The organism is Fusobacterium sp. SYSU M8D902 (assembly GCF_040199715.1).
Taxonomy (GTDB): Bacteria; Fusobacteriota; Fusobacteriia; order Fusobacteriales; family Fusobacteriaceae; genus Fusobacterium_A.
Genome location: NZ_JBEFNA010000007.1, coordinates 38,876 through 52,987, shown reverse-complemented (window position 1 = coordinate 52,987; position 14,112 = coordinate 38,876). Strand labels below are relative to the sequence as shown.

The 14,112-nt window shown below is 28.8% G+C and carries 18 protein-coding genes, 1 tRNA gene and 2 pseudogenes; 17 read left to right on the top strand and 4 right to left on the bottom strand.

Translation table 11 applies throughout. The features are described 5' to 3' along the window. Positions 1-6 precede the first annotated feature (6 nt). From ABNK64_RS04595 to ABNK64_RS04550, 10 genes are read left to right on the top strand one after another with little or no spacing between them, the layout of a single operon-like run. Positions 7-1,011 (top strand): XkdQ/YqbQ family protein, encoded by a 1,005-nt coding sequence (locus tag ABNK64_RS04595; RefSeq protein WP_349763625.1) that lies wholly within the window; start codon positions 7-9, stop codon positions 1,009-1,011. Further along, on the top strand, positions 1,012-1,449 hold the full coding sequence (locus tag ABNK64_RS04590) for a DUF2577 family protein (RefSeq protein ID WP_349763624.1): 438 nt from the start codon (positions 1,012-1,014) through the stop codon (positions 1,447-1,449). Then, complete coding sequence (locus ABNK64_RS04585; RefSeq protein WP_349763623.1) at positions 1,446-1,931, top strand: contractile injection system sheath initiator; 486 nt, start codon at positions 1,446-1,448, stop codon at positions 1,929-1,931. Before ABNK64_RS04590 ends, ABNK64_RS04585 begins: the two co-directional genes overlap by 4 nt. Continuing rightward, complete coding sequence (locus ABNK64_RS04580; protein ID WP_349763622.1) at positions 1,918-2,961, top strand: baseplate J/gp47 family protein; 1,044 nt, start codon at positions 1,918-1,920, stop codon at positions 2,959-2,961. Before ABNK64_RS04585 ends, ABNK64_RS04580 begins: the two co-directional genes overlap by 14 nt. 15 nt (positions 2,962-2,976) lie before the next feature. Next, positions 2,977-3,354: a phage tail fiber protein gene (locus ABNK64_RS04575; RefSeq protein WP_349763621.1), complete on the top strand. Its 378-nt coding sequence runs from the start codon at positions 2,977-2,979 to the stop codon at positions 3,352-3,354. A 12-nt stretch (positions 3,355-3,366) separates the two neighbouring features. Beyond that, complete coding sequence (locus tag ABNK64_RS04570; RefSeq protein ID WP_349763620.1) at positions 3,367-4,068, top strand: hypothetical protein; 702 nt, start codon at positions 3,367-3,369, stop codon at positions 4,066-4,068. Position 4,069: 1 nt separating this feature from the next. After that, the gene (locus tag ABNK64_RS04565) at positions 4,070-4,384 is read left to right on the top strand and encodes a hypothetical protein (RefSeq protein ID WP_349763619.1); all 315 of its coding nucleotides are present in this window, start codon (positions 4,070-4,072) and stop codon (positions 4,382-4,384) included. A gap of 4 nt (positions 4,385-4,388) precedes the next feature. Continuing rightward, positions 4,389-4,937, top strand: a complete 549-nt coding sequence (locus ABNK64_RS04560; RefSeq protein ID WP_349763618.1) for a hypothetical protein — start codon at positions 4,389-4,391, stop codon at positions 4,935-4,937. A 14-nt stretch (positions 4,938-4,951) separates the two neighbouring features. Further along, positions 4,952-5,779: a hypothetical protein gene (locus ABNK64_RS04555; RefSeq protein ID WP_349763617.1), complete on the top strand. Its 828-nt coding sequence runs from the start codon at positions 4,952-4,954 to the stop codon at positions 5,777-5,779. 9 nt (positions 5,780-5,788) lie between these two features. Beyond that, positions 5,789-6,493, top strand: a complete 705-nt coding sequence (locus tag ABNK64_RS04550; RefSeq protein WP_349763616.1) for a phage baseplate protein — start codon at positions 5,789-5,791, stop codon at positions 6,491-6,493. Here ABNK64_RS04550 and ABNK64_RS04545 read toward each other — a convergent pair. Then, positions 6,486-6,944 (bottom strand): hypothetical protein, encoded by a 459-nt coding sequence (locus ABNK64_RS04545; RefSeq protein WP_349763615.1) that lies wholly within the window; start codon positions 6,942-6,944, stop codon positions 6,486-6,488. The two genes, ABNK64_RS04550 and ABNK64_RS04545, sit on opposite strands and share 8 nt — an antisense overlap. A 124-nt stretch (positions 6,945-7,068) precedes the next feature. Between ABNK64_RS04545 and ABNK64_RS04540 the strand changes: the two genes are divergently transcribed. From ABNK64_RS04540 to ABNK64_RS11225, 3 genes and pseudogenes are all read left to right on the top strand, one after another. Then, complete coding sequence (locus ABNK64_RS04540) at positions 7,069-7,998, top strand: hypothetical protein (RefSeq protein ID WP_349763614.1); 930 nt, start codon at positions 7,069-7,071, stop codon at positions 7,996-7,998. Between the two features lie 62 nt (positions 7,999-8,060). After that, positions 8,061-9,017, top strand: coding sequence for a tyrosine-type recombinase/integrase (locus ABNK64_RS04535; RefSeq protein ID WP_349763613.1), 957 nt, complete (start codon positions 8,061-8,063; stop codon positions 9,015-9,017). Between the two features lie 34 nt (positions 9,018-9,051). After that, positions 9,052-9,510 (top strand): annotated as a pseudogene (locus ABNK64_RS11225) (phage baseplate protein); the annotation flags it as partial. Here ABNK64_RS11225 and ABNK64_RS11220 read toward each other — a convergent pair. Then, positions 9,502-9,984, bottom strand: a pseudogene (locus ABNK64_RS11220) (phage baseplate protein); the annotation flags it as partial. The pseudogenes ABNK64_RS11225 and ABNK64_RS11220 overlap by 9 nt on opposite strands. Positions 9,985-10,050: 66 nt before the next feature. Here ABNK64_RS11220 and ABNK64_RS04525 point away from each other — a divergent pair. From ABNK64_RS04525 to ABNK64_RS04515, 3 genes are read left to right on the top strand one after another with little or no spacing between them, the layout of a single operon-like run. Continuing rightward, positions 10,051-10,464: a M15 family metallopeptidase gene (locus ABNK64_RS04525; RefSeq protein WP_349763611.1), complete on the top strand. Its 414-nt coding sequence runs from the start codon at positions 10,051-10,053 to the stop codon at positions 10,462-10,464. Between the two features lie 11 nt (positions 10,465-10,475). After that, positions 10,476-10,727: a hypothetical protein gene (locus ABNK64_RS04520; RefSeq protein WP_349763610.1), complete on the top strand. Its 252-nt coding sequence runs from the start codon at positions 10,476-10,478 to the stop codon at positions 10,725-10,727. Positions 10,728-10,741: 14 nt separating this feature from the next. Beyond that, positions 10,742-11,188, top strand: coding sequence for a phage holin family protein (locus tag ABNK64_RS04515; protein ID WP_349763609.1), 447 nt, complete (start codon positions 10,742-10,744; stop codon positions 11,186-11,188). A gap of 197 nt (positions 11,189-11,385) precedes the next feature. Here ABNK64_RS04515 and ABNK64_RS04510 read toward each other — a convergent pair. After that, a tRNA-Leu gene (locus tag ABNK64_RS04510) sits at positions 11,386-11,472 on the bottom strand. Between the two features lie 29 nt (positions 11,473-11,501). Next, positions 11,502-12,068, bottom strand: a complete 567-nt coding sequence (locus ABNK64_RS04505; protein WP_300341443.1) for a hypothetical protein — start codon at positions 12,066-12,068, stop codon at positions 11,502-11,504. A 356-nt stretch (positions 12,069-12,424) separates the two neighbouring features. Here ABNK64_RS04505 and ABNK64_RS04500 point away from each other — a divergent pair, with 356 nt between their 5' ends. Further along, a complete protein-coding gene (locus ABNK64_RS04500) occupies positions 12,425-14,110 on the top strand; it encodes a sulfatase-like hydrolase/transferase (protein WP_349763608.1) in 1,686 nt (561 codons plus the stop codon). The last annotated feature ends 2 nt before the right edge of the window (positions 14,111-14,112 follow it).

The following is a 14,112-nucleotide window of genomic DNA, read 5'->3' as shown; positions in this document are numbered from 1 at the left end:
CTTATAATGATAACTACGTATTGTATTAAAAATAATTCAAGCCAAATAATAGATATTTCAAATATAGTCAAAGAAGGAATGAAATTAAAGAAATCTATCTCAGAATTTGCTTGGACCTTAGATTTCTCTATAACTAAAAATCCTCAATTCTACAATGTAGAAATAGGAGATGTTATAGTTATAAAACTTGATGAAAAAGAGATATTTTCAGGGATAGTTATTAGTGGAGATATAACTAATTTGACTTATAAATCAGTGGACTATACTTGGTACTTTTCAAAGAATGAAGAAATTTATCAATTTGAAGATATTGAAGCTTCCATTGTTGTAAGAAAACTTATAGAAACATTTGGAGCTAAAGTTGGGAATATAGAGAGTTGTAATACTATGATTGATAATTTCTATTTTGGAAAAACTTTAGGAGAGATTATCAAAGAGATCATTAAGAATATTAAAGATCTAGAAAATCAGGAATTTAGGTTTTTCTATGAAGAAACCAAATTTCATTTTGAAAGAAGTAAAAAGAATAAATATAAAAGAGGTTTATATACTCCTCTCAACTCATTATCTTCTATTCTAAATGGTTATAAATGCAATGCCTTAAATTACATCAAAGAACCTAAAAAAACAATGGATATTGAGAATATGAGAAATTCAATCAAAGTATATAAGACCTCAGGTAAAGAATACATCCAAGTTAGTACTGCTAAAGATAAAAAAAATATTGAAAAATATGGTCTTATGCAAAAGTTAGTATCTTATAAAGATAATGATCTAAATGGTGGAACTATTACTGCTACTAACTTATTATCTCAAGAAAATAAAGTTAATGAAAAAATATCTGTTGAAATTCCTTTGTTGAGTGAATTTGTAAGAGATGGAGAACTATTAAAATTAGATTACTCTAAGTATGGAATAAGTGGAGTATTCGAAATTACAAGCATTACTTATAGTTTTAGTATGCATAAATCAATTTTTACAGCTTCATTAGAGCTAGAAAAGGTGGAATAAATGATAAAAGATGATAAATATTATAAAGCTATAAATAAACTAGCTCTAATGTTGAAATCTAGAGATAATCCTAAATTTCTTGGAGCTATTACTGGGGAAGTTGTAAAAGCTCCTCCTGAATTAGAAGTAAAATTAGAAAATGGAATAATTATAAAAAATAAAAAAATTATGATTAGCATAGAAAAAATTATTGGATATGAAAGAACTTACTCTTTGGAAGGCGATGTAACAGAGTATGATTTTGATAATACAACTAAATCAGATCCTGTTCCTCAACACCCATCTCATCCAATTCCAAAACTAAAAGGTAAAGGAACATATAAGGCAGAGGGAAAAATAAAATGGACTGATACTCTAAAGATTGGAGATAAAGTTTTAATGCTTCCAACAAATGATCATAAGTATTTCTATCTCATAGATAAGGTGGTGAGATTATGACATTACCTATTAGTTATTTAAGAATAAATGAGGATATTCAAGCTATTGAGGAACAAAAAGAGCTACAAATTCAAGAGGTTATAAAAGGAAAAGATGTTCTTTTTGATTATGAAAAAGGAAGTTTTGTTTTTGAAGGTTTAGAACCTAAGAAAATCTACAATAAAGTAGAAATTATAAAAGAATGGATAAAAAAACTGTTTTATACAGAAAGAGACAGATGGAATGTCCATATAAAAGATATTGGATATCCCTTTGGACTAAATATCTATAAATATGTAGGAAAGCAATTATATCCTAATATGGACCTAATAGAATTAATCAAAGAAGATATTTATAATTCTTTAAAAAATCATAAAGATATTGAAGAAGTTCATTGCTTACAACTAATACAAGTAGATGACAAAATGTATTGTGGATTCATAATAGAATTAAAAGAAACAGCTTTTGAGGTAGAGGAGGTAATAAAAATTGAGCATAGATAGAATCAATAAAAAAGTTAAAGATATGGCTGAAATGATTTCCTACAATACCTCAACAGGAAGCTTTGCAAGAGATATTATTTCATCTGTAGCAATAGAAATGGTAAAAGAGGAAGATGATTATTCAGAACAATTAGATAAAAGACTTATAGATACAGCAACAGGAAATGATTTAGATATATCTTGTGCTGATAAAGCTTTAGATAGACTTCAAGCAACTCAAGCAACTGGCCAAGTAAAGATAACAGGAGTAAATGGAAGTATTATCAAAAAAGGATATATAGTTATAAACTCTAGTACAGCAACAGAGTATGAAATACTTGAAGAAAAAACAATAGAAAATATCTCTACTACTGTTAAAATTCAATGTATAAAGACTGGAATTGTTGGTAACTGTGAAGTAGGACAAATTAATAAGTTTGGAGAGGAATATACTGGACTCTCTAAGGTAGAAAACTTAGAAAATATTACTAATGGGACAAATATAGAAACTGATGATAACTTTAGAAAGAGAGCTTTAGATTATATTAGAAAGCCAAGAATGAGCTGGAATAAATATGTATTTGAAGATAAGGCAAAAGAAGTTAAAGGTGTCGAACATTCTCATTGTATACCAAGATGGAGTGGAGCTGGAACTGTAAAAATAGTAATTACAGAAGAAGGAAAAGAGATAGTATCTTCAGAACTTAAAGAGGCAGTTAAAAATTATATTGATTTAGAACTTATATCAGATATAGAACTTACTATTGAAGGAGTCGAAATTAATAAAGTTGACATAATCCTTAGAGGAGCAATTTCAAGTGATTTTAATGAAGAGGCAGCTAAAACAACTTTGAGAGAAAAATTAAATGATTTTTTCTTTAAAAATTTATTTAAGAAAAAGATTTTTTACTTTGATATTGTAGAAACAATACAACATGCTGGTTGTATCATCAAAATAGGAGATATAACAATTGCTGGAAATAGAAATGATATAGAACTTAATGAAAATAAATTATGTAAAGTCAATAACATTACTATAAATCCATTATAGTGAAAGGAGGAGAAAATGGCTGGATTAACTCATTCAGGAGAGAACTTAATTATAAATGAAGTCTTTAGAAAAGAGGGAAAAAGTTATTATTTAGGATTACTTAAAGCTGATCCAACAGATAATGCTTCAAATATTCAAGAAATAAAAGGAGCTTCATATGCTAGACAACAAATAACATTTGAAGAACCACAAAATGGGGAAACTTATAATAAAAATGATATAAATTTTCCTGTTGCAACAGAAAACTGGGGTTGGATAACTCATATTGGTTTATTTGATAGTGCTTCAAATGGAAATCTTATAGCATATTCAGCTTTAGATTATAAAAAAGAAATAAGAGCAGCTGATATCTATAAGATACCAAAAGCTTTTTTCATCTTTAAAGTTGATTAGAGGTAGAGTTATATGTCAAAAGTAGCTTTAAAAAAATATATTGATGAAAATCTAGAATTTAATCTTGAATATTATCTAAATTATATTGGCCATGAATTTGCATTTAACTGGATAGATAAAAAGCTAATAAAATCAGATGTTACAGCTCATCAATTTATAACTATAAAAAAAGATCTAGTTGAATTAAAAGCTAAAACTCTTATTACAGTATTAGGAGTAGCTGTATCTAAAGATTTTGTTGAAAGAATCCTATACAATTTACCATTTTTTGAAAGAAAAGAACCTTTGATTGTAGAATTAGCAAAGGCAATATCAAGAGAATTACAAAAAATAGAACTAAAAAAGAGTGAGTATATTTCAAGTTTATCTATCACAACTGCTAATGCTATAAGTTTGAAAAGACTAGAAAAGATCTATGAAGTCAATACAGCTTATGAATTGGGAGTAAAGTTAAGACAAAACATTTTGATAGCTAGAGAAATTACAAAATATAGTACTTTTAATTTTGCTTATATTTTAAAAATGTGTGAACTTTTTGAAGTTGGAAATGTAATAGATATAATTAATGACAAAAAGAATAAAAGAATAACAATTATTTTAAATGATAACATTAATAATATTACCTCTCTTCAAGAGTTCTTAAATCATATGAATGAGTTAGGAATAGCTTTTTATGAAATAGTAGTTAAAAATGAAGAAAAAGAGGTGAAATAGTGTGAGTACAATAGTTAAAAACGAAGAAGAATTAAATACTCTCATAACTGAAGACTTAGTAACTGAACACTACGCTTTAGAAATTTTAGGGCTAAAAAATGTTGCCGATTTTAGAAAATTTTCTAGGTCATTTATGAAACTATCTAAAATAGTTTTTAACAATGAAAATAGAGTAGCTTCATCTACAAATCTAGGAAATATAAAGATTGGAAAAACTCTATCTATTTCAGATGATGGAACTGTTGAAATAAATCCTTTGTTAATTACCACACAAGAAATGATTGCTATTGTTGATAAATACAAGGCAAAGGAGTGATCAAATGAAAGAAATGTTGATAACTTGGGATATTCTTAGAAATGCTAATTTTTCTCCAATTTTTTTCTTGCAGGGTGATTATGGGATAGGATCTTTAAAAGTCATATTAAAGAATTTAAAAGACTTTCAAGGTAGTATTAGAGCTGTATTTTGCAGTTCTAACAATCCTACAGAGCCTTATTCAGTAGAGAAAGAGGTAGATAGTACAATTACTACTAATGTAGATATATTAATTCCCAATGAAGTTTTACAAGGTTTTGGGAAAGTCTACTGTAGATTAATTCTAAGAAGTGCAGATAGAGGAAAAATTGTAGGGAGTGTACAGGAGGTATATTTTCATGTAGTAGAGAGAAAAGATTGGGAATTTATAGAGCCTTTACTTCCTTCACAAGAAAAAGAATATGTCAAAGATGTAGTTGATGAATTATATGAGATTTTAAAAAATTCTAAGCAAGAACTAAAAAATTATGCTGATGAATTAAAAAAAGAGTTTGAAACGAAAGTTTTAACACTTGAAGAAGCAAAAAAAATAATAGAAAAATATAAAAATTAAAGGAGTGATGTAAAATGTCAAATGAAGAATTAATGATGACAGTAGCAGAGGTTTTAGAAAAGAAATTAATAACAGAAGAGGTTTATGATGAAACTCTTAAACAAATATTTACTGAGATAAAGAAAAAAGCAGCTGGAGAACATACACACAATGCAGATTCTATAACAGATGGAACAACTAAATCTATTCCTACAAAAGCAAAACAAGAAGAATGGAATAAAAAAGTTACTACTGAACAATTAAATGCAGCAGTTAATACATTTGCTGGAGGACTTGCTTGGAAAGGTGTATTTGAAACAATAGCGGCAAGAGATGAAAAATTAAAATCTCCTAAGGAAGGGGACTTTGTAATAATTACTAAAGAGCCTTCTTTTCAAAACAAAAACACTATGATGATTTATGAAGGAGAAAGTGTTAATGGGTGGCAAAAATTAGATGCTTTATTATTACCTGGAAAAGCTACTACAGAAGCTGATGGTTTAATGAGTAAAGAGGATAAGAAAAAATTAGATGGTTTAGAAAACTATACATTACCTGTTGCAAATAAGGCTACTCTTGGAGGAGTTAAAGCTAAAGAGGGTGGAGCTATCACTATAGGTGCTGATGGTGTTATTGATATTGATGGAGAAAAAGTAGTTACTACTGCTGAAAAACAAAAATGGAATAAAGCTTCAACTGATGCAACTCAAGCTCTATCAGATGCTAAAAATGCTCAAACAACAGCAACTCAAGCTACTCAAAAAGCTACTCAAAATGAGGCTAAAATAGCAGAAGTTGAAAAGAAATTTGTTTATATGACTGTACAAGAAGCTCAAACTATAATAGAAAAATATAAAGCTTAGGAGGAAATTATGAACAACAATTTTAGAGAGGGATTGAATGCTCTTAGAGAGATTTCAGATCCTGAAAAAATGAAAATGGCTTTAGAAAAAATCGCAGGTAAAAAACTTGCCGACTATGAGGGCATTGATGCCCTTGTAGGAGCTTTAATGGGATATTATAATGGAGAGTTAAAGAAAAAATTAAATACTGATGAAATTAATGAGAAATTAAAAAATTTCTGTCCATATTCAGTAGGAGAAATTCTACTGACTACTAATTCTGAAAATCCAGCAAGTAAGTATTTAGGTACAACTTGGCAGAAGATTGAAGGTAGATTCCTACTTGGTACAAGTGGAAGTGGACCTTCAAAGCAAACTGGAGGAAATAACAATATTAAATTATCTGTAGATAATTTACCACAACATACTCATAGTACCAATACTACTAGTCATAGTCATAGTTTAAGTAATCATAAACATGTAGATGGTTTTGGAAGAGCAGATGGCTATGGTTATTGTCATACACCTAATGGATTTGCTTATTCAAGAAATGAATGGAATACCTCTGGAGATGCTGGAGGATATTTTACAGTTAAATATCCTTATACAAGTGAATCAAGTGGAGAAGTGAGTTCCGCATCTCCAATAACTTCAATAGGAAGCACAGGAAATGGTCAAGCCTTAGATATTACACCTAATTACTATACAGTTCATATGTGGCTAAGAACTAGCTAGTTCTTTTCCAAAATTTAAGAGTAATATAACTAGGCTGAATATTTAAAGGGGTTCCATCTCCAAGAGAAATTGTTTGAGGTTGTGCTGTATTTGTAGTTCCTGTCCAAGCTCTTGAAGCTTGAAATCCTGCTGAAACTGCTGACCTCCATTCATTCCAAGTACCATTTCTTTTACCAGTAGATGTTCTATAAAATGCACCTTCAGCATCTAAAAAATCACCTTCAGTAGCTCTAAATGTACCTACCTTACCTGTAATTTCCATATTACCTTTTCCTAAAGAAAAGCTATCTAGTTGAATTTTAACAGTTGGAAGGTTAGTTTTCTCAATTTTAATAGAATTATTACCTCCACTCTGTAAAGCAGTATTACCTGTTTGGATATATTTTCCACTTGAAATAAGCTCCCAAGTAGTACCAAGCCAAAGGCTAGTAGGATTACTTTCATTCCACATTAGAAGTACTGAACCAACAGGAAAAGGACAGAAATTTTTTAATTACACATAAAATTATTGAGAAAAAGAAAATAAAAAATATTCAATTAAATATATATAAAATAAATAAGAAAGGAGTTTACAAATGTTATTTTATTTAGATAAAATTTTAGCAAAACAAGGTATAGCAAAATGTATTGCTGTATCTGAAAAAGAAATAAGTGAGAAAGAACTTGAAGAAAGAAAAGTATGTTTTAATACTCAAGAAATTCTGATATACAAGGGAATAGATATTCCACATAAATTTAGATACAATAAAGAACTAGATAGCATTGAAGAGATTATTGAGGTAGAAGAAATTCAACCTAGAGTACTAGCAGAACAAACTCAAGAAAAAGAGAGTGATTTTGATGAGAGTGTAGAGATCGATCCTGAAAAACAATATTTCTACCTGGATAAAGAATATGCTGATAAATATCATAAATCTCAAATAATAGCAGTATTTCAACAACCATTAAAAAATCCTACTGAATATTTCCAAAAAGAAGTTTATAGTCATTTTGGAAAAGATATTCCTTATTACATTTCTGTGGATCCTGAAAATGTAATAAGAGAAGCTACTGAATATGAAAAATACCAAAGAAATCAAAGAAAACTATCTGAAAACGAGGTGATTTTCAAAGAAAATATCATAGTACTTGAACTAGGACAATATATTGATGAAATAAAACAAAAACTTATTACAGTTCCTTGTCCTCCAGAGTATTTAGTAAAAGATTGGGACAAGAAAAAACATATTTGGATAGATTTAACAACTGATTATGATAGAGCTCAAGCTCAATATAGAGAATATGAGCCTATGGATACATACTCTACAGTTAAACAAATGGAAAGACAAGATCCTACACTTTCAGAAGAATTTGTTAATATGTTAATAGAATTAAGAACTATTATGAATTCATTACAAGAAAAAAAAGAAGTTAAAATTTTAAATTTAAATGGAGAAGAAGTAAGTTTGCCAAAACCTTCTCCAGCACTTAAAGAATTTAAAAATAGATTCAATAAAATTTTCTAGTATAAAATAAAGTTCTCCTATATAGTTGAGATATCGATTTTAATTATACAGGAGGACTTATTATGAAAATAAGTGAAAAAAATAAATTAATATATCAAGCCTATCTTGATAGCAAAATAGCTGTAAATTCAGCTACTAAAAATACTACATATAGAACTTATAAAAATTCTATGTATGATTTTATGGGATATTTACATATTCATGAGGGAAATAGATATTTATTATCAGATGATACTTTAAAAAGAATAATAGAAGTGTTAGAAAGATATATTATCCATTGCAGAGAGCTTGGAAATAATAATAGAACTATCAACGGAAAAATTACTGCTATTTCATCATTTTATAAATGGGCAGTAAGAAGAGATCTAATAAAACATCATCCATTTAGAGATAAGTTAGATAGATTAAAGATAACGGAGCAAGATAAGAGGAGAGAAAGCTATTTTTTAACTTGGAAACAAATATTTACTGTATCTTTGCTTATGGAACTAAACCCTAAAAAATTTGATATTAAAAGTAGGCTTTTATGGGAATTATTCCTTGATAGTGGATTTAGAATAAGTGCAGTTCATAGCTTAAAAGTATCTCAATTAGACTTAGAGAATAATATGTTTAGAGGAGTTACTGAAAAAATGGGAAAAGTTAGAGATTTATTTTTCTTTTCTACAACTAAAAAATTAATATTAACTCTTTTAGAAGAAAGAAAAGTTAAAGAAATAGAATTAGATTATTTATTTACTGTTAGGTATAATAATAAGTTTGTTCAAATGAGTCAAACTGCTATTAGAAGAAGAGTTAGAAAAATGGGAAAGTTAATAGGAATAGAGAAGTTATATCCTCATAGTTTAAGAAAAACAGCTATTAATCAAATAAATAATTTGAGTGATACAAAAACAGCTAGTGAATTTGCTGGACATAGCAGTACAAAGGTAACAGAAGAACATTATATACAGCATAAATCAGCAGTGGACCAGCAAAATAGGATCTTATTGATGAGAAAGAATGCTGGACTAATGTAAGAAATTAAAAAATTTCTGTCCTTTTCCTGTTAATTCTCTATATCTTTCCCTAGGTAATGAAAACCCTTCAAGCCTTTGGCTTGGTACTACTTGGCAAAAACAAGAAGGGAGATTTTTATTAGGTAGTAGTTCTAGTTATAACTTAGGTAGTACTGGAGGTAGTAATAATATTAAATTATCTGTAGATAATTTACCAGCTCACACACATAGTGCTAGTACAGCTAGTCACAGTCATAGCCAACCCGCACATAGTCACGGAACAAGAGGTACTTATGCATCATCCTTTGGTTTATCTGAGAACAGGGGCGATAATTTTGGAGGTGGAAATTTACAACAGGGTAGTGGAAGTTATAACAGAGAGACATACTCTGCTGGTGGAGAAAACACAGGCTCTGCTAGTCCTGTAACTTCAATAGGAAGCACAGGAAATGGAAATTCTATTAATATTATGCCACCATATTTAGCGGTTAATATTTGGAAAAGATTAAGTTAATCTAAGCCACATATGGCAAGTGTAGTAAGATGGTGTAATATCTAAAGCCTGTCCATTACCAGTATTTCCTACAGATGTTACTGGATTAGCTGGAGAAGTAGAACCTGACCATCCCTTTTGACCTCTAAAATTTATATTTACTATAGGTGCTCCTCCGTTGTTATCTCCAAGAATAGTTCCTACTCTACTTGTTTTTTCATAGGCACCGCTTATACCTTGACTCTGATATCCTATAGTACTTCCATCCGCTATAATATCCATAGTTCCCCTTGAGTGAGTATGAGCAGCTGTATTGATGGGGTGAGTATGTGCTGGAATATTAGCAATAGATAAAATTTTACTATTACTACCACCAGTAGCTTTAGAGTTTCCACTTCCACTTGTACCAAGTAAAAATCTACCTTCTATTTTCTGCCAAGTAGTGCCTAAATATTTACTTGCTGGATTTTCAGAATTGGTAGTTAAGTAGATATCTCCTACTTTGAAAGGACAGAAATTTTTTAATTACAAACATTTTAAAACAAAAAAGGAGTGAATATTATGTATAAATACAGTCAAAGAAGTTTAAAAAGATTAGAGGGGTTACATCCCAAGTTAAAAGAGTTTGCTATGGAGTTAATAAAAGTAACTCCTCACGATATTTCTATAACTTGTGGAATTAGAACAGCAGAAGAACAAAATAAATTATATCAACAAGGAAGAACTATTCCAGGGAAAATTATAACTAAATGTGATGGTTATAAAATTAAATCTAAGCATCAAGTAAAAGCTGATGGATTAGGATATGCTTTTGATATAGCTGTCATAATTAATAATAAAGCCAACTGGGATAAAAGAATATTTAAAGAAGTAGCTGATTCAGCTAGAGAATTAATGAAACAATATAATATAGAATGGGGAGGAGATTGGAAAAATTTCAGTGATTATCCTCATTTTCAATTGATATTAAAATAGGGGTGAAAAATATGAATATAGTAGCTATTATTGGAGGTGTAACAAATAAATTGATTGAGTTATTTTCTAAAAAATCTAAAAACGGAGAAAAACAACAAGATATAGAAGTTAAAAAGTTAGATCTATTCAATAAAGTTATTGCAATTATTATGTTAGGAGTATTCTTAATGTGTGTGCTAGCTTCAATATTTCCAAAGCTTTCTATAACAGAGTGGTGGTTTAATATTTTTGAAAGAATGATAAATTATCTATTTACAAACTAAAGGGGGATTACATAATGACATTAACAGAAGTAATAGAATTATTTATTGATGTAGGAACACTCCTTATCAATAAGATAGTATTGGCTATTGGAGCTATCATTTCTTTTATTTTCTTACTAACAGGTGGAGAAGATAAAATGATGAGTTGTTTAGTAGTTTTAATGACTGTTGATTATATAACAGGAGTAGCAAAAGCTTTCATAATTGAAAAGGTAAATAGTAAGGCTGGATTTAAAGGTTTACTAAAAAAAATGGTTATGATTGGAGTAGTTGTATTAGCATATCAGATAGATTTATTATTTGAGGGAAAGTTTGCCATTAAGAGCTTAACAATAGGAATTTTACTAAGTAATGAGGGGCTTTCTATTTTGGAAAATGCAAGTATTTGTGGAGTTCCTATCCCTGAAAAGTTAAAGAATATGCTTGAACAATATAGAGATAGTAAAAATAGAGGAAGTTAAATTTCCTCTATTTTAAATAAATATATTTTCATTAAAAGTATACTGCATAATTAACAAATGTCAATATACAGAAAGTGAACGTCTAAAACTGATTTTAAGGGAATTTGAAAAGAAAAGAGGTATTATTACATACCTCTTATTTTCAAAAATTATTTATTTTATATATTACAACCATATAATATGGGTGTGAGTTCTCATGGTGCCTAGAGAGGGACTTGAACCCTCACTCCTTCAACAGGAAACGGATTTTGAGTCCGTCGCGTCTACCATTCCGCCATCCAGGCACGCTAGTTACTCATTTATAATATACTATTTATGAGAATTTGTCAATATATTTTAGAAATATTTTTAAACTATTTTTTTCAGCCTCATCTAAAAGGTTATTTTTAGTTATATAATCTAACAGATTTTTAACTTCCTCTCTCTTGGCTAGCCTATATATGCTGACTGTTTTACCATTTCTGTAAAACATATTAAAATAGATAGGAGTATATATATTTTCAGTAATTTTTTCAGAGCAACTAAAAATAAAAATATTTTCATTTTCATTAATATTTTCACTAAAGGTATTTTTAATAATAGTATTATTATTTTCATTGGATTTTTTTACTCTCAGTACAAAATAATTAAAAAATTGTTTTGAAGGATTGATTTCATTATGTGTAACTTTAACTAAAAAAGAGTTTAAATACATTCTATTCTCTTTAAGCATAAAAAAATAGTTATTATCTTTGGAGAATTTAGGGGTAAGTGTTGAGTACTGTATAGTTTCTCCAACGTTGCTATTATTTTTTGTAACTTCAATATTATAGAGTTTTTCATATTTAGCAAAAGATATATTAAAAAAAATAATGAAATAAAAGAAAAATAGCTTTTTCATAATAACCCCCCCTAGTTAGAAATAAAGTTGTTATAATATTCTATCATATTTTATAGAGAATAAAACATTGAAAAAATAAAAATTCATTATTTAAAAAAAATATGAATTTTAAAATTTAAATAAAAATAGATATTTTTTCAAAAAAGAAAACTATATATATTGACACTAAAAAAATAATTAAGATCAAATTTTTTAATTTTTTTGTATACAAAGAAAAGTAAAAAAACAAATATTGACAACAAATAAAAAATGAATTAGTATATATTATATTAGTTTTATATGTCTGTATATAATAGATTATGTATTATTATAATAACAGACTATAATAATAAAAATAATAAAAAGAGGTGGAATTGATGTTAAATTTGAAAAATGGATCTAAGTATTTAACTCTTCTTTTGTTAGGAACATTTGCCACTGGAAGTTATGCAGCTACAAATGTAAAAGACAAAGGAACAGCAACAAATGTAGCATTCAATCAAAGTTTTGTACCTACAGAATACAAAACAGAAGGAAAACCAAATGTAATTATTATTTCAATGGATGACTTAGGATATGGACAACTTAATTTTGATGAAAAGGCTTTTGATAAAAAAGTGTTGGCTACGAAAGTTATTCCAGACAGATACAAAGTGGATGTAGATAAAGCTATAGAAGCTGCTAAAAAATCTACACCTAATTTGAGAAAGTTACAAGATCAAGGAATTATGCTTACTCAAGACTTTGTGTGTCATGGTGTTAGTGGACCATCAAGAGCTGGATTTATGACTTCTGAATTTCCATCAAGATTTGGAATTTATAGTAATGATGATGCTCAAGATGGAGTATCTGTAGATCATAAGTTTTTAGCAGAGTTATTCCAAAATCATGGATATGAAACTTCTGCTATTGGAAAATGGCATTTAGGAAGAATAACAAATGTTCCTGTTCCAAAAGAAAAACAAACAAGAGACTACCATGATAACTTTACTACATTCTGTGATGAACCTTTCCAACCACAAAATAGAGGATTTGATTATTTTATGGGATTCCATGCTGCAGGAACAGCATATTATAATTCACCTAGCTTATTCAAGAATAGAGAAGTAGTACCAGCTGAAGGATATATTACTGATCAATTGACAAATGAAGCATTAGGTAGAATAGAAGCTGCAGGAAATGATCCGTTCTTTATTTACCTAGCATACAATGCACCTCACATACCACTAGAACAACATGCTCCAGAAAAATATAGAATTTTTAATACAGGAAATGAAGAAGTTGATAAATATTATGAATCTATATATGCAGTAGACCAAAATATAGGAAGAATAATAGATCAATTAGAAAAAGATGGAAAATTGGATAATACTGTAATTATGTTCTTCTCAGATAATGGATCAGTTATAGATGCACCATTACCTATGAATGGAATTTTCACTGGAAATAAAGGGGAAACATTTAATGGAGGAGTACATATACCAGGATTTATAACATGGAAAGCTGGATTAAAAGCTGGAAAATATAATAAAATGGTATCAACTATAGACTATATGCCAACAGCTTTAGCAGCAGCAGGAATTGAAGTTCCACAAGAGTGGAAAGAAAAAATAGATGGAGTTAACTTATTACCATACTTGAAAAAAGAGGTTAAAGGAAATCCACACAAAGAATTATACTGGGCACAACCTAGAGCCTTCCACTGGGATCCAATAAATATTCCTTTCTGGAGAGATTATGATAAATATGTAACAGGAGAATCTGATTATTACCCAGTAAACCCATATATGGAGAGTCTATCAGAGTTCTCATGGACAGTTAGAGATAATACTTGGACATTACACTATTATGTAGGAGATAATTCATATGCTCTTTACAATTCAGTAAAAGATCCACAAGAGATTCATAATGTAATTGAAAAACATCCAGATGTTGTAAAAGAGTTAAAAGCTAAAATGAGAAATTATTTAACAACTCAAGCAGTAAAACCTAATACAGCAAACAATTTACCTAAGTATGAACAATTAATTAAAGCAACTGAAGAAGTACCTGCTACTAAATAATA

Excerpts from the sequence above, each read along its gene's own strand:
- ABNK64_RS04595 (WP_349763625.1), top strand. The coding sequence starts at position 7 with ATGATAACTACGTATTGTATTAAAAATAATTCAAGCCAAATAATAGAT.
- ABNK64_RS04590 (WP_349763624.1), top strand. The coding sequence starts at position 1,012 with ATGATAAAAGATGATAAATATTATAAAGCTATAAATAAACTAGCTCTA.
- ABNK64_RS04585 (WP_349763623.1), top strand. The coding sequence starts at position 1,446 with ATGACATTACCTATTAGTTATTTAAGAATAAATGAGGATATTCAAGCT.
- ABNK64_RS04575 (WP_349763621.1), top strand. The coding sequence starts at position 2,977 with ATGGCTGGATTAACTCATTCAGGAGAGAACTTAATTATAAATGAAGTC.
- ABNK64_RS04570 (WP_349763620.1), top strand. The coding sequence starts at position 3,367 with ATGTCAAAAGTAGCTTTAAAAAAATATATTGATGAAAATCTAGAATTT.
- ABNK64_RS04560 (WP_349763618.1), top strand. The coding sequence starts at position 4,389 with ATGAAAGAAATGTTGATAACTTGGGATATTCTTAGAAATGCTAATTTT.
- ABNK64_RS04555 (WP_349763617.1), top strand. The coding sequence starts at position 4,952 with ATGTCAAATGAAGAATTAATGATGACAGTAGCAGAGGTTTTAGAAAAG.
- ABNK64_RS04550 (WP_349763616.1), top strand. The coding sequence starts at position 5,789 with ATGAACAACAATTTTAGAGAGGGATTGAATGCTCTTAGAGAGATTTCA.
- ABNK64_RS04545 (WP_349763615.1), bottom strand. The coding sequence starts at position 6,944 with ATGTGGAATGAAAGTAATCCTACTAGCCTTTGGCTTGGTACTACTTGG.
- ABNK64_RS04540 (WP_349763614.1), top strand. The coding sequence starts at position 7,069 with ATGTTATTTTATTTAGATAAAATTTTAGCAAAACAAGGTATAGCAAAA.
- ABNK64_RS04535 (WP_349763613.1), top strand. The coding sequence starts at position 8,061 with ATGAAAATAAGTGAAAAAAATAAATTAATATATCAAGCCTATCTTGAT.
- ABNK64_RS04525 (WP_349763611.1), top strand. The coding sequence starts at position 10,051 with ATGTATAAATACAGTCAAAGAAGTTTAAAAAGATTAGAGGGGTTACAT.
- ABNK64_RS04520 (WP_349763610.1), top strand. The coding sequence starts at position 10,476 with ATGAATATAGTAGCTATTATTGGAGGTGTAACAAATAAATTGATTGAG.
- ABNK64_RS04515 (WP_349763609.1), top strand. The coding sequence starts at position 10,742 with ATGACATTAACAGAAGTAATAGAATTATTTATTGATGTAGGAACACTC.
- ABNK64_RS04505 (WP_300341443.1), bottom strand. The coding sequence starts at position 12,068 with ATGAAAAAGCTATTTTTCTTTTATTTCATTATTTTTTTTAATATATCT.
- ABNK64_RS04500 (WP_349763608.1), top strand. The coding sequence starts at position 12,425 with ATGTTAAATTTGAAAAATGGATCTAAGTATTTAACTCTTCTTTTGTTA.